Annotated in this window: 22 protein-coding genes; 16 read left to right on the top strand and 6 right to left on the bottom strand. The window is 58.8% G+C overall.

Going from position 1 to position 23,460, the window contains the following annotated elements; translation table 11 throughout:
* Positions 1-32: 32 nt before the first annotated feature.
* On the bottom strand, positions 33-4,226 hold the full coding sequence (rpoB, locus tag CP97_RS03435) for a DNA-directed RNA polymerase subunit beta (protein ID WP_048886684.1): 4,194 nt from the start codon (positions 4,224-4,226) through the stop codon (positions 33-35).
* Between the two features lie 613 nt (positions 4,227-4,839).
* On the opposite strand from rpoB, the gene CP97_RS16615 reads away from it, so the two are divergent.
* The 7 genes from CP97_RS16615 to CP97_RS03405 all read left to right on the top strand — a co-directional run bounded on the left by CP97_RS16615 (position 4,840) and on the right by CP97_RS03405 (position 8,398).
* Entirely contained in the window at positions 4,840-4,971 is a 132-nt protein-coding gene (locus tag CP97_RS16615; RefSeq protein WP_257730343.1) for a hypothetical protein, read from the top strand.
* 24 nt (positions 4,972-4,995) lie between these two features.
* Positions 4,996-5,544 (top strand): DUF2975 domain-containing protein, encoded by a 549-nt coding sequence (locus tag CP97_RS03430; RefSeq protein ID WP_048884800.1) that lies wholly within the window; start codon positions 4,996-4,998, stop codon positions 5,542-5,544.
* Entirely contained in the window at positions 5,544-5,780 is a 237-nt protein-coding gene (locus tag CP97_RS03425; protein ID WP_048884799.1) for a helix-turn-helix domain-containing protein, read from the top strand. Before CP97_RS03430 ends, CP97_RS03425 begins: the two co-directional genes overlap by 1 nt.
* An 88-nt stretch (positions 5,781-5,868) precedes the next feature.
* Positions 5,869-6,111, top strand: coding sequence for a hypothetical protein (locus CP97_RS03420; protein ID WP_048884798.1), 243 nt, complete (start codon positions 5,869-5,871; stop codon positions 6,109-6,111).
* 312 nt (positions 6,112-6,423) lie between these two features.
* The gene (rplJ, locus tag CP97_RS03415) at positions 6,424-6,939 is read left to right on the top strand and encodes a 50S ribosomal protein L10 (protein WP_048886683.1); all 516 of its coding nucleotides are present in this window, start codon (positions 6,424-6,426) and stop codon (positions 6,937-6,939) included.
* Positions 6,940-7,013: 74 nt separating this feature from the next.
* Positions 7,014-7,388 (top strand): 50S ribosomal protein L7/L12, encoded by a 375-nt coding sequence (rplL, locus tag CP97_RS03410; RefSeq protein WP_048884797.1) that lies wholly within the window; start codon positions 7,014-7,016, stop codon positions 7,386-7,388.
* Between the two features lie 221 nt (positions 7,389-7,609).
* The gene (locus tag CP97_RS03405) at positions 7,610-8,398 is read left to right on the top strand and encodes a TSUP family transporter (RefSeq protein WP_048884796.1); all 789 of its coding nucleotides are present in this window, start codon (positions 7,610-7,612) and stop codon (positions 8,396-8,398) included.
* A gap of 29 nt (positions 8,399-8,427) precedes the next feature.
* Here CP97_RS03405 and CP97_RS03400 read toward each other — a convergent pair whose 3' ends face one another.
* Positions 8,428-8,973, bottom strand: coding sequence for an acyloxyacyl hydrolase (locus CP97_RS03400; RefSeq protein WP_161485435.1), 546 nt, complete (start codon positions 8,971-8,973; stop codon positions 8,428-8,430).
* Positions 8,974-9,110: 137 nt separating this feature from the next.
* Here CP97_RS03400 and CP97_RS03395 point away from each other — a divergent pair, with 137 nt between their 5' ends.
* The 4 genes from CP97_RS03395 to CP97_RS03380 all read left to right on the top strand — a co-directional run bounded on the left by CP97_RS03395 (position 9,111) and on the right by CP97_RS03380 (position 14,840).
* Positions 9,111-10,526, top strand: coding sequence for an MATE family efflux transporter (locus CP97_RS03395; RefSeq protein ID WP_048884794.1), 1,416 nt, complete (start codon positions 9,111-9,113; stop codon positions 10,524-10,526).
* Between the two features lie 135 nt (positions 10,527-10,661).
* On the top strand, positions 10,662-10,949 hold the full coding sequence (gene groES, locus CP97_RS03390; RefSeq protein WP_048884793.1) for a co-chaperone GroES: 288 nt from the start codon (positions 10,662-10,664) through the stop codon (positions 10,947-10,949).
* Positions 10,950-11,005: 56 nt separating this feature from the next.
* Positions 11,006-12,658: a chaperonin GroEL gene (gene groL, locus CP97_RS03385; protein WP_048884792.1), complete on the top strand. Its 1,653-nt coding sequence runs from the start codon at positions 11,006-11,008 to the stop codon at positions 12,656-12,658.
* Between the two features lie 127 nt (positions 12,659-12,785).
* Entirely contained in the window at positions 12,786-14,840 is a 2,055-nt protein-coding gene (locus CP97_RS03380; protein WP_227819658.1) for a DUF885 domain-containing protein, read from the top strand.
* Between the two features lie 952 nt (positions 14,841-15,792).
* On the opposite strand, the gene CP97_RS03370 is transcribed toward CP97_RS03380, so the two are convergent.
* The 4 genes from CP97_RS03370 to CP97_RS03355 form a co-directional block, all read right to left on the bottom strand.
* Positions 15,793-16,167 carry a hypothetical protein gene (locus CP97_RS03370; protein ID WP_063612344.1) on the bottom strand — a complete coding sequence of 125 codons (375 nt, stop codon included), beginning with the start codon at positions 16,165-16,167 and terminating at the stop codon, positions 15,793-15,795.
* 238 nt (positions 16,168-16,405) lie between these two features.
* Entirely contained in the window at positions 16,406-16,939 is a 534-nt protein-coding gene (locus CP97_RS03365) for a DUF305 domain-containing protein (protein ID WP_048886681.1), read from the bottom strand.
* A gap of 17 nt (positions 16,940-16,956) precedes the next feature.
* Positions 16,957-17,532 carry a DUF2231 domain-containing protein gene (locus CP97_RS03360; protein ID WP_053106523.1) on the bottom strand — a complete coding sequence of 192 codons (576 nt, stop codon included), beginning with the start codon at positions 17,530-17,532 and terminating at the stop codon, positions 16,957-16,959.
* On the bottom strand, positions 17,529-17,798 hold the full coding sequence (locus tag CP97_RS03355; protein WP_048884789.1) for a metal-sensitive transcriptional regulator: 270 nt from the start codon (positions 17,796-17,798) through the stop codon (positions 17,529-17,531). The genes CP97_RS03360 and CP97_RS03355 overlap by 4 nt, the downstream gene beginning before the upstream one ends.
* A 65-nt stretch (positions 17,799-17,863) precedes the next feature.
* On the opposite strand from CP97_RS03355, the gene CP97_RS03350 reads away from it, so the two are divergent.
* From CP97_RS03350 to CP97_RS03330, 5 genes are all read left to right on the top strand, one after another.
* Positions 17,864-19,627, top strand: coding sequence for a copper resistance system multicopper oxidase (locus CP97_RS03350; protein ID WP_048884788.1), 1,764 nt, complete (start codon positions 17,864-17,866; stop codon positions 19,625-19,627).
* Entirely contained in the window at positions 19,627-20,688 is a 1,062-nt protein-coding gene (locus CP97_RS03345) for a copper resistance protein B (protein ID WP_048884787.1), read from the top strand. Before CP97_RS03350 ends, CP97_RS03345 begins: the two co-directional genes overlap by 1 nt.
* A gap of 210 nt (positions 20,689-20,898) precedes the next feature.
* Positions 20,899-21,690, top strand: coding sequence for a class I SAM-dependent methyltransferase (locus CP97_RS03340; RefSeq protein WP_149036407.1), 792 nt, complete (start codon positions 20,899-20,901; stop codon positions 21,688-21,690).
* A gap of 101 nt (positions 21,691-21,791) precedes the next feature.
* Positions 21,792-22,199, top strand: coding sequence for a baeRF12 domain-containing protein (locus CP97_RS03335; RefSeq protein ID WP_048884786.1), 408 nt, complete (start codon positions 21,792-21,794; stop codon positions 22,197-22,199).
* Positions 22,200-22,332: 133 nt separating this feature from the next.
* Positions 22,333-23,364 carry a serine hydrolase gene (locus CP97_RS03330; RefSeq protein ID WP_053106521.1) on the top strand — a complete coding sequence of 344 codons (1,032 nt, stop codon included), beginning with the start codon at positions 22,333-22,335 and terminating at the stop codon, positions 23,362-23,364.
* Positions 23,365-23,460: the final 96 nt, after the last annotated feature.

Genomic DNA, 23,460 nt, shown 5'->3' with positions numbered 1-23,460 from the left:
GGTCTTTTCAGGCTTGGGGCCGCCGACCCCTGTTATTCAGCAGCGATCTGGCCGAAGCCGTCCTCGCCTTCCTCACCATCATTAAGGCTGGTGAGTTCGACGTTGAGGCCAAGCGAGCGCATTTCCTTGACGAGCACGTTGAAGCTTTCCGGAATGCCCGCTTCGAAGGTATCGTCACCCTTGACGATCGCTTCATAGACCTTGGTACGGCCAACCACGTCATCGGATTTCACCGTCAGCATTTCCTGCAAGGTGTAAGCCGCGCCGTAGGCCTGCAGCGCCCAGACTTCCATTTCGCCGAAACGCTGTCCGCCGAATTGCGCCTTACCGCCCAGCGGCTGCTGGGTAACAAGCGAATACGGGCCTATAGAACGGGCATGGATCTTGTCGTCGACCAGGTGGTGCAGCTTGAGCATGTAGATAATGCCCACCGTCACCTTACGGTCAAACGCCTCACCGGTGCGCCCGTCATACAGCGTGGACTGGCCCGATGAATCATAGCCCGCCTTCAGCAGCATGTCCGTGACATCGCCTTCACGCGCGCCATCGAAGACCGGGGTGCCCATCGGCACGCCTGTGCGCAGATTGCCCGCCAGTTCAGCGATTTCTGCTCCGCTACGGCTGTCGATATCGGCGTAATAATTCTCGCCATAGACATCCTTCAGCTTGTCCACCAGCGCAGCGGGCGGCTTGCCCGCTATCGCATCGGGGTTGGATGCACGCCATTCGTCAAGCTGTTCGGCGATCTGCATGCCAAGGCCGCGAGCCGCGAAACCCAGATGGGTTTCAAAGATCTGACCCACGTTCATGCGCGAAGGCACGCCCAGCGGATTGAGCACCAGATCGACCGGAGTGCCATCTTCCATGAAAGGCATGTCTTCCATCGGCAGGATGCGCGAGATCACGCCCTTATTGCCGTGGCGGCCAGCCATCTTGTCACCCGGCTGCAGCTTGCGCTTCACCGCAACAAAGACCTTGACCATCTTGAGCACGCCGGGAGCCAGCTCGTCACCGCGCTCCAGCTTTTCCTTGCGATCCTCGTACTTGTCCTTGATCGCCTTGACGGCCTCGTCATACTGGCCCTTCACAGCTTCGAGCTGGGCCTGCATGTTGTCATCGGCAACGGCGAATTTGAACCATTCGATGCGGTCCACCGTATCGAGCACCTCGTCGGTGATCTCCGAGCCCTTCTTCACGCCCTTGGGCGCTGCGCTGGCAGTCTGGCCGACCAGCATTTCACGAAGACGGTTATAGGTCGCGCGGTTCAGAATCGCGCGTTCATCCTCGCTATCCTTTTTGAGGCGTTCGATTTCCTCGTTCTGGATGGCACGGGTACGATCGTCGATCTCGATACCATGACGGTTGAAGACACGAACTTCGACCACCGTTCCGGCAACGCCGGGCGGCAGGCGGAGCGAGGTGTCGCGCACGTCACTGGCTTTTTCACCGAAGATGGCGCGAAGCAGCTTTTCTTCCGGCGTCATGGGGCTTTCGCCCTTGGGCGTGATCTTGCCTGCCAGAATGTCACCCGGATGCACCTCTGCACCGATATAGACGATGCCCGCTTCGTCGAGGTTGCGCAGCGCTTCCTCGCCGACATTGGGAATGTCACGGGTGATGTCTTCAGGGCCGAGCTTGGTATCGCGGGCCATGACTTCAAACTCCTCGATGTGGATCGAGGTGAAGACGTCGTCCTTCACGATGCGTTCGGAAATGAGGATGCTATCCTCGTAATTATAGCCGTTCCAGGGCATGAAGGCGACAAGGCTGTTACGGCCCAGTGCCAGTTCGCCCAGATCGGTCGAGGGACCGTCAGCGATGATATCGCCCTGCTGCACCACATCGCCTACCTTCACCAGCGGACGCTGATTGATGCAGGTGTTCTGGTTGCTGCGCTGGAATTTTTGCAGTGTGTAAATATCCACGCCCGGATTGGTCGCATCGACCTCACCCGATGCCCGGATAACGATACGCGTCGCATCGACCTGGTCGACCACGCCGCCACGGGCCGCACCAATCGCAGCGCCCGAATCGCGCGCCACGGTTTCTTCCATGCCAGTGCCGACAAACGGCGCTTCGGCTTTCACCAGCGGCACCGCCTGGCGCTGCATGTTGGAACCCATCAATGCGCGGTTGGCGTCATCGTTTTCCAGGAACGGAATGAGCGATGCTGCAACCGAGACAAGCTGCTTAGGCGAAACGTCCATCAGCGTGACCTGTTCGGACGGGCTCATCACGAACTCGCCATTCTGACGGGCCGAGACAAGCTCTTCGACGAACTTGCCATCTCCATCAGTATCGGCAGATGCCTGCGCAACAGTGTGCTTCTGTTCTTCCATGGCGGAGAGGTAATTCACCTCACCTGTCACCTTGCCATCCGTTACCGCACGATATGGCGTTTCAATGAAGCCATATTTATTGACGCGGGCGAAGGTGGAAAGCGAATTGATCAGGCCGATGTTCGGGCCTTCAGGTGTTTCAATCGGGCAGATACGACCATAGTGCGTGGGATGAACGTCGCGCACTTCAAAGCCTGCACGTTCACGCGTTAGGCCGCCCGGGCCGAGCGCAGAGACGCGGCGCTTGTGGGTGACTTCGGACAGCGGATTGGTCTGGTCCATGAATTGCGAAAGCTGGCTGGAGCCGAAGAATTCACGAACAGCAGCCACGGCGGGCTTGGCGTTGATGAGATCGTTCGGCATCACAGTGGACACGTCCACGCTGCTCATCCGCTCCTTCACGGCGCGCTCCATGCGCAGCAGGCCGACGCGATACTGGTTTTCCAGCAGCTCACCCACGGAACGCACGCGGCGGTTGCCGAGATTATCAATGTCGTCAACTTCGCCCTTGCCATCCTTCAGGTCGACAAGTTCCTTGACCACAGCGAGGATATCTTCCTTACGCAGCGTAGTGACGGTGTCTTCGGCATCAAGTTCGAGACGCATGTTGAGCTTCACACGGCCAACGGCGGAAAGATCATAGCGTTCACTATCGAAGAACAGGCCTTCGAACAGTGCCTCTGCTGTTTCCTTGGTTGGCGGCTCACCCGGACGCATGACCTTGTAAATCGATTCAAGGCCTTCCTCGCGGTTTTCGGCCTTGTCGACATCCATGGTGTTGCGCATCCACGGGCCGGTCGTGACATGATCGATATCAAGCAGGACCAGCTGATCGATGCCGGCAGCATCGATCTTTTCGAGATTTTCCGGCGATACTTCCTCGCCCGCCTCGATGTAGATGCGACCCGTCTTTTCGTCGATCATGTCGACGCTGGCATAACGACCGAAGATTTCCTCGGTCGGGATCAACAGTGAGGTCAGGCCATCCTTTTCAGCCTTATTGGCAGCACGCGGGCTGACTTTCTGGCCGGCGGGAAAGACTTCCTCGCCCGTCTTGGCGTCGACCAGCGCGAAGGCCGGCTTGGCACCGCGCCATTGTTCGGCGACGAAGGGGATTTCCCAACCTTCGCCACCCTTCTTGCCACCCGAACGCTTCCAGGTGACGGTGTCGTAAAAGTGGTCGAGGATCTCTTCACTATCGAGGCCGAGTGCATAAAGCAGCGCTGTGACCGGCAGCTTGCGCTTGCGGTCAATACGGACGTTGACGATGTCCTTGGCGTCAAATTCGAAATCCAGCCATGAACCGCGATAGGGAATGACGCGAGCGGCGAACAGGAACTTGCCCGACGAGTGGGTCTTGCCGCGATCATGGTCGAACAGGACACCGGGCGAACGGTGCATCTGGCTGACGATCACGCGTTCGGTGCCATTGATGATGAAAGTGCCGTTCGACGTCATGAGCGGCATGTCGCCCATATACACGTCCTGCTCCTTGATATCGAGCACCGAACGGGTTTCGGTCTCCTGATCGACTTCGAAAACGATCAGGCGCAGCGTCACCTTCATCGGCGCCGCATAGGTGATGCCGCGCTGGCGGCATTCGGTCGTGTCGTATTTGGGATCTTCGAGCTCGTAATGCACGAAATCGAGTTCCGCCGTGCCCGCGAAATCGCGGATCGGGAACACGCTGCGCAGCGTCTTTTCAAGGCCGGAGACATAATCAATCGAAGGGTCGGAGCGTAGGAACTGCTCATAGCTTTCGCGCTGCACCTCGATCAGATTGGGCATTTCCACCGCTTCGTGGATGTCGCCGAAAATCTTGCGGATGCGCTTCTTCTTGGAACCGCCAGTGTGCTGGGGTGCCGGAGCCTTCGGTTGGGTCGCCATAGGGTGGACAGGCCTTTTCTTCGCATGTCGCAACAGCATGATCGCCATTGCAGGAAATTTCGTGTCGAGCGGGGAAGCGTGAGACGCGCAAAAAGCCACGATTGAAGCACGCGCCTTGCGGCACCGCCCTCGCAGCCTTGATTCGATCATCTCACGGGAACCGGGGCTTCCTTCCTGGGTCGTGCCCCCGCGTAAGGCACACCTTGCTCGAAACTCACCGATTGAGCGTAGCATATAGGAGGGACGTAGCCGTGGGTCAATGGGGCGCGAGCACGCCGTGATCTCGGCTGTCAGCCGCCCGCATGGCGCGCCGCTTTCCTACACGCCCCTCGCCCAGGCAATTTTCTACACCGTCAATTTCACAAATCATTCTGGGACATATGATGGCGTTTAAATCCAGATGTGTCACCCTTCTGCTTTCCCCTCAAAACCGCAGAAATGCGCACTTTTCGGGCGATTCTTCGAGGTGACACCATGTCACCCCTGTCACCCTGATCAGACCGCTTCAGTCTGCTTAACGATAAGATACATATCGTTTTTCAATATTATTGATTGACAATAAATTCCGACTCTCTTATTGAATATCAATATCGCCAATCAAGGAGATCGATAAATGGCACGTTTTTTGACCCACACCACCGCCGCTCTGTCCGCATTGATCCTTACGCTAAGTAGCCTTGCCGCCATCACGACTATTCCCGCCGATTCGCATGGCCCAACCATCAGCGCGACCGTGCTTGCCTGATCGCTGACCTAGGGGAAACGCACCATGACCAATATTCGCCAAAACGATCCGCTGCTGCTGGCGGGCAAGATAATGACCATCATCATGCAAATTGCGTGCGGCATCGCGGCAATTGCACTGGCAATCGCCATTCCGGTGTTGCTCTTTTTTCAAGGAAGAATCGCCGCAGAGATCGCCGTCGAATTGGGCGAGCAGGCGGGCGAATTCCCCCTGATGTCCATCATGGCCCTGCTGGCAGTGGTCGCCATCGCGGTTGTGCTCATCTATCTGTTCTTTGATCGCCTGCGCCGAATCATCGGTACGGTGGGTGATGGCGATCCCTTTGCGCCTGCCAATGCAGAACGGCTAAGCGCGATGGCGTGGTTGCTGCTCGGGGTGCAGATTGTCATGGTCCCCGTCGCCGCGATCGGACTGTCTATCGTCGAATGGGCCGATGAAGTTGGCCAAGAAGGAATTACCTTTGACGCAGGCCTCGACCTGACCGGCATCTTGATGGTCATCGTCCTGTTCATCCTTGCCCGCGTTTTCCGGATCGGCGCTGCCATGCGCGAAGACCTCGAAGGAACCGTGTGATGGGCGCTGATATCCAAGGAGCCAATATCGTGGTAAGACTTGATGATCTGCTGCACGAACGCCGCATGACGCTGACCGAGCTGGCAGAGCGCGTCGGCCTTACCCTTGCCAATCTTTCGATCCTCAAAACGGGCAAGGCCAAGGCTATCCGCTTTTCCACATTGGAAGCGATCTGCCGCGAACTGGAATGCCAGCCGGGTGACTTGCTCGGGTATGAAACGGATGCAGTGGCCTGAGGCGCAGCTTCTCGATACCCTTGCGTGATGCGATCTTTGTCGTCACAACGCGCCTTTGACTTGAGCACTGTAGAAGGAAGATATCGCTATGAACAAATTTGCATTCGCCGCCGCCCCCCTGCTGTTTGCCGTTGCTGCATGCGATTCGCCTGCCGAAGAAGCGCAGGATGTGCAGGAAGAAATGGTCGAAGCGCAGGGCGAAGTGATCGACGAACAGGCTGAAGCCCTGGACGCACGCGCCGATGCGCTTGAAGATGCCGGCATGGAAGGCGAAGCTGCCGAGCTGGAAGCCGAGGCCGAAGCCATGGAAGATCAGGCTGACGGCATGTAATTGTCGCCGCCCTCGCACCAGCGAAGGCTTGACAAGAAACGTCAATCGCTTAGAGGCCCGCCACGACCGGCGGGCCTTTTTGTGTCTGCCAGTCATCCGTCCGAGACAGTTGGTGAAGGCAATCTGGCCTTCTTAATTTCCAGCCTAGGCGGGGACAGAGTTTTTCGGCACCTTTTATGGTGCCGCATCCGCGTGATGTTTCACGCATCTCCTTCCCCATCAACGGACTTTGCTGCGTGGCATGAGCCGCGTGGTGATTTGAGCCGGCCAGTCGCGCAAATGGCGCGGGTGGCCATAGTGAAGGAGTACGGCATGGATCGTTCGCAGAAAACCGATGCGGTCGCCCAGCTCAACGATGTCTTCAACGAGGTTTCCGTGGTGGTTGTCACCCGCAATCTCGGCATGACGGTGGATCAGTCCACCGAATTGCGCACGAAGATGCGTGAAGCAGGTGCGTCCTACAAGGTTGCGAAGAACCGTCTCGCCAAGCTCGCCCTGAAAGACACTGACTATGCCGGTATAGAGGAATTCCTCACCGGCCCGACCGGCCTTGCCTGGTCGGCAGATCCAGTTGCAGCCGCCAAGGCTGCCGTCGACTTTGCCAAGTCGAATGATCAGCTGGAAATCGTCGGTGGATCGATGGGCACGCAGGTTCTCGACGAAGCTGGCGTGAGGTCTTTGGCCTCCATGCCCAGCCTCGACGAACTGCGCGGCACAATTGTTGGCCTTGTCAACGCACCGGCGACCAAAATCGCCCGCGTTGTGGGTGAACCTGCGGCCAAGCTTGCCCGTGTCTTTGGTGCCTATGGCGCCAAGGATGCCGCATAAGAGACGCTTTCTCGCATCTGATACGAAACATTTATGGGGCGCATCTGCCCCGCCCAATTTTGGAGTGAAACATCATGGCTGATATTGCCAAGCTTGTTGAAGAACTGTCGACGCTTACCGTCATGGAAGCGGCTGAACTCGCCAAGGCACTGGAAGAAGAGTGGGGCGTGAGCGCCGCTGCTGCCGTTGCCGTAGCCCCCGCCGGTGGCGGTGGTGGTGAAGCCGCTGCTGAAGAGAAGGACGAATTCGACGTCATTCTCACCGGCGACGGTGGCAAGAAGATACAGGTCATCAAGGAAGTCCGTGCCATCACCGGCCTGGGCCTCACTGAAGCCAAGGGCCTCGTCGAAGGCGCGCCCAAGCCCGTCAAGGAAGGCGTGAACAAGGCCGAAGCCGAAGAAATCAAGGGCAAGATCGAAGCTGCCGGCGGTACGGTTGAACTCAAGTAAACCGGGCTCGCTGAAGTAAGCCTTTAAGCAGATGTCGTGGGTGTCTTGAAGCGCCTGCGGATAGGAGGGCGGTGCCGCAAGGTCCCGCCCTTTTGCTTTCCTGCACGGCTGGATTGTGGTCGAGTTGCAAAGGCACCTTCCCTTTCGCCTGAGTGATGAGGCCGGAAAGCCCGCCAGCGAGCTCTCTTGTGAAGAAAGGAAGCTAACGATAAGCGCGGCGCGTGGAATTAGGCATCGATCTCATCGCATTATTGATGCTGGCCGCGTTTCTCGCCGGCGCGATCGATGCCATAGCGGGCGGCGGCGGCCTGATAACCATACCTGCTCTGATGGCCGCCGGAATACCGCCAGTTCAGGCGCTCGCCACGAATAAGCTGCAAGCAACCTTCGGCACAGGCGGCGCGGTTCTCGCTTATGCGCGCAAGGGCCACATCGACTTCCGGCGTTTCGCCATTCCGACAATTGCCGCATTTCTAGGATCGGCGCTCGGCGCGTATATATTGATGCGGATTGATCCTGCATTTCTGGAAGGTTTGCTCCCGCTCCTGCTGATCGGGATGGCGGTCTATTTCGCCCTTGCCCGCAAGTTGAGCGATGAGGACCGCCACAGCAAGGCTGGCCCACTATCGCTGATCGCGGTCGCCTTGGGGATTGGTTGCTATGACGGTTTTTTCGGCCCCGGAACGGGTTCGTTTCTTACGGCCGCGCTGGTCGCAATGTTCGGCTTTGGCCTGCTGCGCGCTGTTGCTCACACCAAATTGCTGAATTTCGCGAGCAATCTGGCGGGGCTGATGGTGCTGATGGCAGGCGGGCATGTGATCTGGATCACCGGCATCGCCATGGCTCTTGCCAATATCGTCGGGGGCCAGTTTGGTGCGCATGGCGCGATGAAATTCGGTGCAGGCATAGCACGGCCATTGCTGATCGTGGTATCATTGGCACTGACGATAAAGCTGCTGGCCGATCCGCAAAATCCGCTGACACAAACTGTGCTGTCCTGGCTGACTTGATTGAGCGCGCGCAGCCACAAACGCAGCATTCACAGCTTCAGATTCACCCGCAAACCGATCATGTCTATGCCGGGGTTCTGGTCGCCATCGAAAATCTGACCCTGGCTGATGTGCATCCAGTGCGCTTCCACAGAGGCGCGCTCCGACACGCGGTAGCCAATGCCGATTTCGGGTTCGAACAGCACGCGGCTGCCCAGATCAGTACGAAATCCGGTGGCGGGATTGACGCGAAAATCGGGTCCGTCATGCACCACCAGTCCGATGCCCGGCCGCACATAGACAGGGCCATTGCCGATGGTCCACGCCACCCCCACGCCGACAAAGGAGGTGTCGCCTGAAAGATTGAGAGAGCCGACGACATATGGTTCCGGCTTGCCAATGAAACCGAGCGCCTCGATCCCACCAAACCGTACACCCGCCGCAATGTCGACAGAACCGGTCTCGGTCGTCTCCAGAGTGAAAGGCGTGTCGACACCATGGGCATAGGCGCCGCCAAACACCTCTTGCGCAGAGGCAGTTCCAGGCAGGGTGAATAGTGCGGCAGCAGCGGCCAGGAGGGTATGCGATCTGCTCATGGCAATTGCTTGAACGATCTTCGCTTTCGCCAGGCTGACCGAAAGCAAACACTGCGCAGTCTTCACATGCAGGCCCTTCGCGCCTATCGCGTCCGGCTGCGCGACGCCCATCATGCGTCCGGTTCGTAGCACGACATATGCGCCCCGTGGCCCACCCCGAAACGCCCGGCTGGAAAGCCGAGACGCGCGAAACCTTCCGCCTGGCGGGACCGCTGGCGCTCGCCAATATGTTGCAAATGCTGACCTATGCGATCGACGTGATCTTCATCGCGCGGCTGGGAGCAAGCGAACTGGCCGCATCATCGCTCGCCATCGCATTGTTCGGACTGATCGTTTGGAGCCTGCAGGCGCTTACCGGGGCGGTTGCGCCCATCATATCGGCAGAGCTTGGCGCGCGCGGTCCGGCGCTGCGTCCGGTGCGCCGCGCCATGCGTATGGCCCTGTGGCTGGCGATTATAGTAACGGTTTTTGGCATGGCGATCTGCGCGCTCGCTGGATCGCTCATGCGCGTCACCGGGCAGGAGCCGCATATCACCGCGCTCGCCATTTCCTATATGGAGGTACTGCTGTGGTCCACCGGGCCGATGGTGGTAGCGGGGGTCTTGCGCAATTTCGTGTCGGCGCTGGGCCGCCCGGTTTTTGCCACACTTATCACTGCGGTCGGCATTGGCGTAAATGCGCTGGCAAACTGGGTCTTCATCTTCGGAAACTGGGGGGCGCCTGCGCTGGGATTGCCCGGTGCAGCAATAGCGACGCTGATAACATCTCTGGTTATCGTGACGCTTTATGCCATCGCAATCAGGGCCGATCCACGCCTGCACCGCTACCATATCATGGGCTTCACGTGGCGTCCTGACTGGCCACGATTTATCGAGATCCTGCGCATCGGCACACCAATTGCCGTCACCGTGCTTGCCGAAGCGGGCGTGTTCGGGGCCGCCGCCTTCCTTATGGGAAGGGTTGGCGGGCTGGAGCTTGCCGCGCATACCGTGGCGCTCAACCTTGCGGCCTTTGCATTTCAGGTGCCCTTTGGCGTGGGGCAGGCGGCAACAATCAGGGTCGGTTATTTCTATGGCGCCAGAAATCCTGTCGGCATGGCCCGCGCGGGCTGGACCGGCCTTGCCATGGGAACAGGCTTCATGGTGTTTACCTGCGCAGCGATGGCGCTGGCACCGCAGGCGCTTCTTTCAATCTATGTCGATCCCACCGATCCGGCGAATGCGCAATTGCTGAACGTTGCAGCCGGTTTCCTGATGATCGCCGCCGCCTTCCAGCTATCAGACGGCGTGCAGGCAGTGGCTGCGGGCGCGTTGCGGGGACTCAAGGATACGCATATTCCGATGTGGATCGCGATCTTTTCCTATTGGGTGCCCGGCTTCGGTCTGGCAGCAGGTCTTGGCCTTGGAACAAGCCTTGGCGGGACCGGGGTATGGATCGGACTGGCTACGGGCCTGACCTTTGCCGCCATATTGCTGCTATGGCGTTGGCAGCGGCGCGAGGCACTGGGGCTGACAGTGCGCAATTCACCCCTGCCGGGCGCAGCGCGGGCATAAAAATTCGGGCGACAGAATTTTTTGTGATGCCTGCCCATTGACTCCCTGCTGGCTTCACCCCATTTCCGCGCCACTGGCACTCTCAGTCGGAGAGTGCCAAAAACCTTGATAACTTAACAGGAAGAGGTCATCACTATGGCATTCCGTCCCCTGCACGATCGCGTGCTGGTCCGCCGTATCGAAGCCGAAGAAAAAACGGCTGGCGGCATAATCATCCCCGATAGCGCCCAGGAAAAGCCGAGCGAAGGCGAAATCGTCTCCGTCGGCTCTGGCTCGAAAGCCGAAGACGGCACCGTCACCCCGCTTGATGTAAAAGCTGGCGACCGCGTGCTGTTTGGCAAATGGTCCGGCACCGAGGTGAAACTCGATGGCGAAGATCTGCTGATCATGAAGGAAAGCGACATTATGGGCGTGATGGGCTGAAGCCTTTCACCCCCTAACGTTTTCCCAACACCTAACTACTCGCAGGAGAAAGAATCATGGCTGCCAAGGACGTAAAGTTTGGCCGCGACGCTCGCGAACGCATTCTCAAGGGCGTTGATACGCTTGCCAATGCAGTGAAAGTCACTCTCGGCCCCAAGGGCCGCAATGTCGTGCTCGACAAGAGCTTCGGCGCACCGCGCATCACCAAGGACGGCGTTACCGTCGCCAAGGATATCGAGCTTGCGGACAAGTTCGAGAACATGGGCGCACAGATGCTGCGCGAAGTTGCCAGCAAGGCAAATGATGCTGCCGGTGACGGCACCACCACCGCCACCGTGCTTGCACAAAGCATCGTGCGCGAAGGCATGACCGCCGTTGCTGCCGGCATGAACCCGATGGATCTGAAGCGCGGCATCGATCTGGCCGTGGCCAAGGTTGTTGCTGACCTCCAGAACCGTTCCAAGGACGTATCCGGTTCGGACGAGATTGCCCAGGTTGGCATCATCTCGGCCAATGGCGACCGTGAAGTAGGCGAGAAGATCGCTGAAGCCATGGAAAAGGTCGGCAAAGAAGGCGTGATCACCGTCGACGAAAGCAAGGGTCTCGAATTCGAGCTCGAAACTGTCGAGGGCATGCAGTTCGACCGCGGCTATCTCAGCCCCTATTTCGTGACCAATCCGGAAAAGATGACCGTCGAACTCGACGATCCCTATATCCTGATCCACGAAAAGAAGCTTTCGAACCTGCAGGCTATGCTGCCTGTGCTGGAAGCCGTGGTGCAGGCCGGACGTCCGCTGCTCATCATCGCTGAAGACATCGAAGGCGAAGCGCTGGCCACCCTCGTGGTCAACAAGCTGCGTGGCGGCCTGAAGGTTGCAGCCGTGAAGGCTCCGGGCTTCGGCGATCGTCGCAAGGCGATGCTGCAGGACATCTCGATCCTCACCAATGGTGAAATGGTTTCCGAAGATCTCGGCATCAAGCTGGAAAATGTTGGTCTTTCGATGCTGGGTGAAGCCAAGCGTGTCACCATCGACAAGGACAACACCACCATCGTTGATGGTGCAGGCGATCAGGAAGCCATCAAGGCCCGTGTCGAGCAGATCCGTGCACAGATCGAGACGACCTCGTCCGATTACGACAAGGAAAAGCTGCAGGAACGCCTCGCCAAGCTTGCTGGCGGCGTTGCCGTGATCAAGGTCGGCGGTGCTTCGGAAGTCGAAGTGAAGGAACGCAAGGACCGTGTCGATGACGCGCTCCACGCTACTCGCGCCGCTGTCGAAGAAGGCATCGTCCCGGGCGGTGGTACCGCGCTGCTGTATGCCACCAAGGCGCTGGAAGGCGTCACCGGTGAAAACAATGACCAGACCCGCGGTGTGGAAATCGTGCGCCAGGCGATCCTTTCGCCGATCCGCCAGATTGCCACAAATGCTGGCCATGACGGCGCCGTGGTTTCGGGCAACCTCTTGCGCGAAGCCGACGAAACACAGGGCTTCAACGCGGCCACCGACACCTACGAAAACCTCGTGGCTGCCGGCGTGATCGACCCGACCAAGGTCGTGCGCACCGCGTTGCAAGATGCTGCTTCTGTCGCTGGCCTGCTGATCACCACCGAAGCGGCGATCAGCGAAGTGCCGGAAGAAAAGGGCTCTGCGCCTGCCATGCCCGATATGGGCGGCATGGGCGGCATGGGCGGCGGCATGGGCTTCTAAGCCTTTCGCCAACCTATACGCCACAAGAGACCCGGCGGGAGCGATCCTGCCGGGTCTTTTCTTTTGTAACCGGTTCGCCCATGGTCTGCGTTGGTCACCTATCCAGCCAACTTTGGGAATTACACATATGAAACGCCTTGCAGCCGTGTTGCTGGCATCTGTCGCGCTTTCGGGATGCGTTGCCACCAACGCCGATATCGCCAGTGCCGAGCAAACCAGTGTCGGATGCTCCGATACGCAAACCGAATGCATCAATGTCTGGTTTGATGAAAAGTTTGAGGAATTGCTTGCGGTCAGCCCGATCCTGCAGACCTCGCTCGGCATCAAGACCGATTACGACAAGCTCGATGATTTCAGCCTTGAGGCAGCACAGGCGCAAGCTGATTGGTGGGCGCGTGCCACCGCTGAAATGGAAGCCACATTCGACTATGACGAATTGAGCTACGAGGCGAAAACGTCCTACGATGTGTTCCAGTATCGTGCTGAAATGGCGGCACGCTCTGCCGAATTCTACGACCAGCAATATATCCTCCACCAGATGGGCGGAATGCATGCTTTTCTGCCCAGCTTCCTGCTCAGCCAGCACAGCGTCGCAAGTGAAAGAGACATGGAAGCCTTTATCTCTCGCCTTGGCGGTATCGCCACGGCGATGGACCAATTGCTCGCCCGCGCGCAGGCCAATGCGGCCGCAGGCACGCGTCCGCCGCGTTTTTCCTATGATGCCGTTATTGCCGAATCGCAGGGCCTGATTACCGGCGCGCCGTTTGAGAATGGCGATCCGTCTGCACTGTGGACCGGCACGCAGGAGCGGCTTGCAACGCTGGTTGAACAAAATGCCATATCCCAGGAACGCGCCGACGACTTACGCGAAGAAGCCCGCACCATACTGACCGGACAGACGGCCCCCGCCTATCAGCATGTAATCGATTGGTTTACGGCGGATCGCCCCAATAGCGACGAAATAGCGCAAGGCGTAACGACGCTGCCGGGCGGTGAGGAATTTTATGCCTTCAGCCTGAACCAGATGACCACGACCGACATGACCGCCGACCAGATTCACCGGCTTGGGCTGGACGAGGTCGCGCGCATCCGCGGCGAGATGGAGGCGATCATGCAAGAGGTTGGCTTCGACGGGACGTTGGAGGAATTCTTCGTCTTCACCCGCACCGACCCCCAGTTCTTCTTCCCCGATAACGAGGCTGGCGCACAGATGTATATCGACCGCGCTACGCAGCATATCGATGCCATCACTGCGCGTTTGCCCGAATTTTTTGGCACGCTGCCAAAGGCGGCGCTGGAAGTGCGCCGGGTGGAAGCCTTCCGCGAACAAGATGGCGCGGCGCAGCACTACAGCCCGGGCACGCCCGATGGATCGCGACCAGGTGTTTATTACGCGCATCTGTCGGATATGACCGCGATGCCGATTCCCCCCCTGGAAGCGATTGCCTATCACGAGGGCAATCCTGGCCACCACATGCAAATCTCCATTGCGCAGGAACTGGAAGGCATCCCGCGTTTCCGCACGCAGGGATTTTATCTGTCAGCGTTCGGCGAAGGTTGGGGGCTTTATGCCGAATCTCTTGCCAAAGAGATGGGCGGTTACGAAAATCCCTATTCGGATTTCGGACGATTGCAGAGCGAGATGTGGCGCGCCATCCGCCTCGTGGTGGATACAGGCATTCACACCAAGGGCTGGACCGAAGATCAGGCGGTTGCTTACAGCCTGCAAAATTCACCCAATCCCGAAACCGTCGCACGGTCCGAAGTGCAGCGCTATTTCGTGCTGCCCGGACAGGCGACATCCTACAAGATCGGCCAGATCCGTATCCAACAATTGCGCAGCCGTGCAGAGGAAGCTCTGGGTGACGATTTCGACATTCGCAGCTTCCACGATACGGTGCTGGGCGGCGGCATGATGCCGCTCACCGTCCTTGAACAGCGGGTAGACAGGTGGATTGCCAGTCAGCAGACGGGCTGGCGGCAGGATCTCCGCAAGGGAAAAGTGTCGGAGGATCAATCCCCGGCACTTCCCCTGCTATGGCTTAGAATGACTTCTGGATACCCAGCGTCATCATCCAGTCGCGGGCCATCTGCGGTCCGTTCAGATCCTGCACGATGGGCACACCTATTTCTGCACCCAGCCGCCAGCCGGCCAAGGGGCCATGGGTGGCAACGGTATTGATGCCGGTATAGGCAAAAAGACGTTCACCGCCCGAATAATCCGGATTAGCTGCCTGCACCGGCCCCATGATGGCCGGATCGATCCCGTCGATCCGGCCGGAAGTCTCGGCTTGCAACCGAACCGAAAGGGCAGCGCCCTGGCTTACTGATCGGGCAATCCACGCGGTGGTCATCCCGCTGTCACCAAGACTGTAGCCTTCATCATTGGTACCAAGGCGGATCGTCCCCTTTGCCTGGGCTCCCCAGCCCCATACATCGGACTGGCCCCTCCAGGTTATGCCGGGGTTGAGATCGACCGTGCCCGAACCCGATTGCATCGGATAGGGTAGCCGCATCGGCATGACCATTCCCATCGGAGACAGGGCGGTGCCTTCATTGGTGATCGAACCGGTCGGCAGCGAAACGCCAAGGTTCAGATGAATATCGTCAGTCAGCCCAACCAGCGCGACTGCCTTGATATCACCAAAGCCGGATACCGTATTGCCATTGCTGCCCAATACATCGGTGCCCATACCGCCGGCATAAGTCACTGCATCCATATCCCGGCTTGTGTAGCTGCCCGAGATCATCAGCGTGACGCTGTCGCTAAGTCCGTACATCAGGCCCGCCATATGCATGTCCATATGCATGCTGTCGGGAACCACACGAAGGGTTGGCGGCTGCCCCGGCATTCCGGCAAAGCGGTTGGGTACGGTGGTGACAATCGTATTGGGATCGACGGTGTCGGTGTCGATCTGCGTCCCGCCACTTTCCATGTGCATATAGCGATAGCCGATCATCCATTCGCCCTTGGCGTGGCGGTGATCGCCCATCACCCCGATGGGGGCATGGTCAAGTGCGTTGACATCATGCGCGCTGGCAATGGCAGGCGCGCAGGCAAGAGTGGTGGCGACGCAAAGCGCCGCGCGAAAGCGTGTCATGTTATTCTCCATAAATGTGTCTGAATTTGGGGATCAGACGCGGGACGGAGGACCCGTGGCTTCATAATGTCGCAGGAGGTCGCGCTGCGGCAGGTCGCGCAAGGTCGCAAGCCTCGGCAAGGGCGGGGTAAGTGCCTGGCTAACCAGCTTTGGCGCGCCATTGCCCAGCACAGGGCCGCAAGCGGAACAACATGGTGACGCGGTATTGTCGCTATCGTCATGCCCCTCATGACCGCTTGGCGCCATAGGTGCCATATCTGCGGCATCCATCGCATGGTGGATGTTCGCAGCGTGCTCCTCTGCTTGCCCAAAATCGCCGTCCCAACAGCAAGGCGCACCCACGGCCAGGCGGATAGCCAGCGAAGCAAGCATCAGCACTTGCAATATGAGGGAAGGCTGGCGGGGCATTTGGGGCGCTTCCCTATGCGCCCGCCGAGCGAACTTCAATCTCTGTCGTCAATCTTCGTCAAGGCTGCTCCTCATCGATAATGACAAGGTGCAATGGCCGAGGCGGTGACGACCATCAGCGCATGCACTAGCACCAGCGACAGCATTACACTGGTGGATGGACTTTGCTATTGTATGCCTTGCTATTCCAGCTGGCAATTGCGTCTGCGGGGGACTTCGTCAGCCTGCGCGTCCGGTATTAGCTATCTGGGTTCAATTTGCCTTCAAATTCAGGGACCGGCCGTGCCTCGCCTTCTGCTGCGCTGGTCGCCACGCCATTCGCTTCGATATCGTCGATGAGCCATTTCATCTCGTCAATCTCGCGGCGCTGAGCCTTGATGATTTCATCGGCCAATTCGCGCACGCGCACATCCTGAATGCCCGCACGCTCGCTCGTCAGTACAGCAATTGAGTGGTGCGGAATCATTGCTGACATCCATTCGCTATCATCGATGGTGGCTTGGCTGCGCACCAGAAACAGCGACAGCGCGAAAGTCACCACGGCCACGCCGATAATGATCAAGTTCTTGGCGGTGTTCTTATACATGCCCCACATGAAAAGCAGCATCACCACCGCCATTACCGAACCCATGACGAACATCATCCAGAAGCGCATCTCGCTCCAGAACACATGATCCATCGCATAGGTGTTGAGATACATCAGGCCCAGCATGATGACGGTGGATGTTCCCACCATCGCCATGAACCTTTTGTAATTGCCTTCCTTTGTCATGAGAATCTCCTCAATTTCTATTGCTTCCACAAATGCCCGGCGCCATGCGCCAGCTCGCCCCCGAGATACCCCTGCGCGACTATCGCAATGGTCAAAATAATAAGCGCGGCGCGCAACAGCGTGCGCGATTGCGGGCGGTTGTTTGCCACTATCGCCGCAGCGGTCCCTACAAGGGCGATCGCCATCCCAATCCAGCGATGAAGCTGCATCGTGCCGTCTCCGCCAAGCCATAATCCGGTGTGAATCCAGCCGAACACAGCGGCGATAATTGCGCCAGCAGCGCCCGCCATCACCATGATGCGCACTGTCCCTTCAAACTCGGTCGAAGGATGGAAAACACCGACCGCCTCGGTCAGGCCAGCGACTACGAACAGCGCGATGGCAAAATGGACCGTCGCGGGGTGGAGGTTGCGCAGCAGGGTCATGACATCGCCCGGTGACACATTGTCAGCAGCGCGCGCTGGCGCGGCCTCCACTGCCGCAGTGCCCGCATCCTGCTTGCCATGCGTGTTTTCACCATGCGCCAAGGCAGGCGAAAACGCGATAAGCACAGCGAGGCACATCATGGCCAGCGCTGAGATGCTGCGCTTCAACGCTTCACCTTGGCGAACAGATCGACAAGTTCGCCGAACTTGGCCTGCTGCTCGCCCTTGTCTCCCGAAGAGATGGCATCCGCCACACAGCTCGCCGCGTGGTTTTTAAGAATTGCGTCCTCTGCCTTGGCAAGTGCAGCCTTCACTGCCTGCAATTGATGCAGGATATCGATGCAATAGCGGTCATCCTCGACCATTTGCGCCACACCGCGCACCTGACCTTCAACACGCCTCAGCCTGTTTAAAATCGCCTTGCTGTCACTCATAAAAGAAACCCGCTTGAATACCCTAGGGGGGTATACTACAGATAAGATAAGGAGAAGCAAGACCCGTGAAGCTAGCTGATTTTTCTAGACGATCCTTCCTCGGCTCCGCCAGTCTGCTTGCCGGGGCGGGCCTTGCCATCCCTGCTTGGGCGCGGGGCCAGTCATTGACCCAGGCTGCCAATGGCTTCGGAGAGCTTTCGGGCAGTCAGATCGACCTTTCGATCGCCAACCATCATTTTGCGACCGGTGGCCGCAACGGTCATGCCATCGCGGTCAACGGCAGTGTGCCCGGCCCGCTGATCCGTCTGCGCGAAGGCCAGGACGTGGTGCTCAACGTCACCAACCATCTGGCCGAAGACAGTTCGATCCACTGGCACGGGCTGCTGCTGCCATTCCAGTTCGATGGCGTGCCCGGCATCAGCTTCCCCGGCATCAAGCCGGGTGAGGCTTTCAGCTACCGCTTCCCCGTCCGTCAGAGCGGCACCTATTGGTGGCACAGCCATTCCGGCCTGCAGGAACAGGCAGGTCATTATGGCCCTATCGTGATCGACGCAGCACAGCCCGATCCACGCTACGACCGCGACGTGGTGGTGTTGCTGAGCGAGTTCACCCCGCGCCATCCGCACGAAATCGCGCGGCTGCTGGCGACGGGTGAACATTATTTCAACCGCCAGATGCAGACCGTGGGCGATGGTTCGATGAGCCTTGAAGACCGGCTGATGTGGGGCGCCATGCGGATGAACCCGCGCGATATTTCTGATGTGACCGGCGCGATCTATACCTTTCTCGTCAATGGCCACGGCCCCGCCGACAATCTTGAATTTGCCTTCACGGCGGGGGAACGGGTGCGCCTGCGTATCATCAACGGATCGGCGATGACATTCTTCAACGTGCGCATCCCCGGCGTGCCGATGACGGTGATCGCAGCCGACGGGCAGGACGTGGACGCGGTGGAAGTCGATGAATTCCAGATTGGCGTTGCAGAAACCTATGACGTGATCGTCACCCCGCCCGATGGCAGTCATGCCTTTGTGGCAGAAGCGATGGACCGATCGGGCATGGGCGTTGCCAGCCTCACCTCGAGCCCCGGACACCGCGCCACTCCGCCGCCACTAAGGGAGTCGGTTACGCTGACCATGGCTGACATGGGCATGGACGATATGGGCAGCATGGATCATGGCACGGGCAATAGTGGCGAAACGATCGATCATGCAGCGATGGGCCATACAATGCCCGCAGCGGATGAGCCAGCAGTCGCGATGGATCATTCAATGCGCGATACATCGCTATTGCCACCCAATGTAAAGGTCGGCCCGGGGCTGGACATGGTTTCAGCAATGCCGATGGACCGGATGAATTTCCCCGGACTTGGTCTTGATACCGTAAAGCACCGCGTGCTGCGCTATACCGATCTCAAGGCCAGGCACGCCAATCCCCACCGCATGCCAACCCGCCAGATGGAGATTCATCTCACCGGCAATATGGAACGGTATATGTGGTCCTTCGATGGCAGAAAGTTCTCCGCCGTCACCGAAGATCCGATCCGCTTCGCGCATGACGAACGTGTGCGCGTAAAGCTGGTGAACGATACGATGATGGCCCATCCCATCCACCTTCACGGCCACTTCTTTGAACTGGTCAACGGGGCCGGCATGATGAACCAGCCGCGCAAACATACCGTAGTGGTGCAACCTGGCAGTAGCGCCACCTTCGATCTCACTGCGGATGAACCGGGCGACTGGGCGTTCCACTGCCATCTGCTCTACCACATGCATGCAGGGATGATGCAGACCGTAACCGTGCGCCCCTTCCCTGAGGTTGAGGCGTGATGATGCGGACGTTGATATTGGCCAGCACCGCGTTGATCGTCGCGCCTGTCGCAGCGCAGGACCATTCCGGCCACACCATGCAGCAGGAACCGGCGGCGCATGATCGGGATGCCGATCAGGCCGCGATGGATCATGCGCAGCGGCAGGATAAACAGGCCGCCGATATGCCATCCGATCTCCCACCTGATCATCGGGCCAATCCATTGGGTGCGATCCGTCCGGTACCACAGCGCGCCATGCCGCAGCCTCAAGGGCAGGCCCATCATTCGGCAATGGATCATTCGGCGACGGGCCACGGCCCTGCCACGGCGCAAATACCCGATGGCCCTCCGCCCGCCCGCGCCTTTGACGGCCCCGCCCATGCGGCGGCTGCATTCTGGGGCGAAGAGGCAATGGCCCGCGCCCGCGCACAGAACCGCGCAACACATGGCGATGGTAAATTCGCCACCTTGCTGGCCGAACGGCTCGAAGCGCGCGTGGCTTCGGGAGAGGATGCCTATCTGTGGGATCTATCCGGCTGGTATGGCACGGGCACAGACCGCGTGGTGTTCAAAAGCGAAGGCGAAGGCGCATTCGGCGGCTCAGTCGAAGCTGCCGAGGTCCAGCTATTGTGGGGCCATGCCATCGGCCCGTGGTTTGATCTGCAAACTGGTGTGCGACTTGACGTGGAACCTGACACAAATGCGCATCTGGCGCTGGGGATTGCGGGGCTTGCACCTTACAACATCCACCTGGACGCAGCGGGTTTCCTATCTGATGATGGCGATGTCACCGCCCGTATCGAGGCAGAACACGATATGCGGCTGACCCAGCGACTGGTTCTGCAACCGCGCGTGGAGTTGGATCTGGCGGCGCAGGACATTCCCGAAAGTGGCGTTGGCGCCGGACTGGTAAAGATAGAAACAGGGCTGCGCTTGCGATATGAATTCGTCCCCGAATTCGCGCCCTATGTCGGGGTCGAATATGAGGCGGCGCTGGACCAGACTGCCGATTACATCCGTGCCGTCGGTGACGATCCTGACAGGCTGGTGTTCCTGATCGGGCTGCGCACCTTTTTCTGACGGTCAGCTAAAGGACGGCCTGTCGTGGCGGGCCAGACGCCCATGCGGCTTCGGCGCCTGCCTTCAAGGACTGAAGGCAGCCTCATGTTTTAATGGCGAAGTTTCGCGTGAAACAAGGCGAGTGAGCTGTCCGCGTCAATATGCTATGGAGATTACGGCTCGTCCGAGGCCAGCTAATCCCTGTTTGTCAGGGAAGAGGGAGTTTGATCCATGCGTGTACATATTTTCGCGGCAGCGTTTTTTGCCAGCACTGCCCTTGCCGCGTGCAGTGGCGCTAATGAGGCACCTGCCGAAAGTGAATATAACGCCCGCAAATATATGCAGGCGATCAACGATATCGCCCGGCTGGACGATCAGGAGGCTGACGAGGCGCGACAACCGGGCGAATTGCTTGCGTTCGCGCAGATCGACAGGGGTGATGTGGTCGGCGATTTCGTGATGGGCGGCGGATATGTGACTCGGCTTTTGGCTACAGCGGTGGGCGCAGACGGCAAGGTTTACGCCTTCCAGCCTGAAGAATTCATTGCCTTCAGCCCTGATTACGCGGGCCTGCAGGATGCTGCCGTGGCCCCCTATGCCAATGATGAGGGAGAGCCGGTCCACGTCTATCCATTGCGCGCGCCTTTGGCCCAGCCCGGCTGGCCCGAACCGCTCGACACCATTATCACAGTGATGAATTTCCACGATCTCTACCTTACCGATTTTTCCGAAGGGACAGCGCAGCAAACCATTGCGATGCTGTATGATGCGCTCAAACCCGGCGGTTCCCTGGTGGTTGTTGATCACTATGCGGTCGAAGGGGCGGGTGCTGAAGCTGCCAATACGCTGCACCGGATGGACACCGATCTCGCATTGCAGGACCTGACCACTGCGGGCTTCGTGCTGGAAGAGGAAAGCGCAATCTATTCGCGCCCATCTGATCCGCGCACCGCCAATGTCTTTGACGATGCGATTCGCGGGCAGACAGACCAATTCGCCTGGCGGTTGCGCAAGCCGGGCTGAACAGCGCCTTTGGCTGGGCAGACTGGTGTTGCATTTGCGGCACTTTTGCCTTCGCCGCGTGTTGATTGATGGACGGTTGAACTCTCAGGAGAAAAACAGAAATGAAATGTCCTCACATGGCCCACGTCGCACTCGTCGATGGGGAACGCTTCGTCTTTCTGCGCAATGAAGGCCAGATTTTTGAGCCTAGCTTGAAGAAGATTGCCGAACCCAAGCTTGAAGCGACCAATTTTAGCGCCGGGGTCAAGCATCAGGATACCGCAGGCCAGATGAAGGGGAATACCGACCTCAATGAACTGGCGCATGGTGCCGCAGCGGCAGAATGGCTCAACGCCAAGGCTCTTGCAGGCGAGATTGATGAATTGGTGGTGATTGCAGACCCCAAGACGCTGGGCGAAATGCGCCGCCATTATCACAAGGAATTGGAAAAACGCATCATCGGAGAGCTCGATAAATCTCTGACAAGTGAACCCTTGGCCAAAATTGAGAAGCTTCTCGTAGCTGCGTGAGATATATTGGCCCGGAGCATCAGTTCCGGGCCAAACTCATTACGGCGACAATTTTACCCGTTTCGTCGCGTCCCTATCGTCAGCTTTGAACGTGTTAAGCATTCACACAGCATGTTTCTGGCATGAGGGCGTTATGAAATTTTTCCGAACTGGCCTTTTCGTATCTCTGGTGGCGCTGGCAATGGCGCCGCTTTCACCAGCACAGGCGCAAACCCAAGCAGATGGGTTTGAAAATCAATTCGACAGCGCATTTGGCACGGAAATGCGCGAACCGCGTGATTACACGCCCAGTTTCGATAACCAGCTTGAATTGCGCATCGCGCAGCTTGCCGAAGGCAGTAATGGCCGCATCGGCGTCGCCGCCGTCGATCTGGCAACCGGCCAGACGATTTCGGTGCTCGGCGATCAGCGCTTCCCGCTTGCCAGCACCAGTAAGATCGCCATCGCGGCAACCTTTCTCGAAGGTGTCGATCAGGGCCGCTGGAGTTTAACGAGCGAATTTCCGCTGATGGTGCCTGTCGGTTCGCGGCCCTTTTCCTCCCACGCTGCTCCCGTCCGCCGGGGCGAGCATTTGAGCGCGCTGCGACTGATTGATCTGATGCTCACGCGCAGTTCCAATACTGCTACGGATGCCCTGTTGGCCGCGATTGGCGGGCCACAGGCAGTTAATGAGTGGGCACGCCGTTCCGGCCTTCAGAATTTCAGCATTGATCGCGACATTGCAACGCTGGTGCGCGACGATGGCGAATTCGATCCGGTCGTGCATATCGATCCGCGTGACAGTGCCTCCCCCGCAGCAATGGTTCAGCTATTGGCAGGCATCTATCAGGGCCGCTGGCTCAGCAGCCGCAGCCGTGAAGTCATCATCGACGCGATGGAGCGTTGCCGCACTGGCACGCGCCGCATTCCGGCGCTGATGCCATCCAACGTTACTGTCGCGCACAAGACCGGCTCACTTAACAACACGTCCAGCGATATCGGCATTCTGACCGCGCCAGATGGCCGCGCCATTGCCGTTGCCATCTATGTCACAGGACAGGGAAATCGCCTCAATCGCGAACGGCGCATCGCCTCAATCGCGCGCGGTGTCTATGATGGCTATCAGCAGGAAGCCTCGCGCAGATACGCCAATGCCAGCCATTCCGGGACCGCCGCAAACAGGTGATCTTGTCTTCTGGATACAGGGGCTGCCTTTGCGGCTTTGCCTGAAATCAGATCGACCATAAGAAAAGGGCGCAGCCAGTGATGGCCACGCCCTTTC

It is taken from the genome of Aurantiacibacter atlanticus, from assembly GCF_001077815.2.
GTDB lineage: Bacteria > Pseudomonadota > Alphaproteobacteria > Sphingomonadales > Sphingomonadaceae > Alteraurantiacibacter > Alteraurantiacibacter atlanticus.
This window is presented reverse-complemented; position numbering and strand designations above follow the sequence as displayed.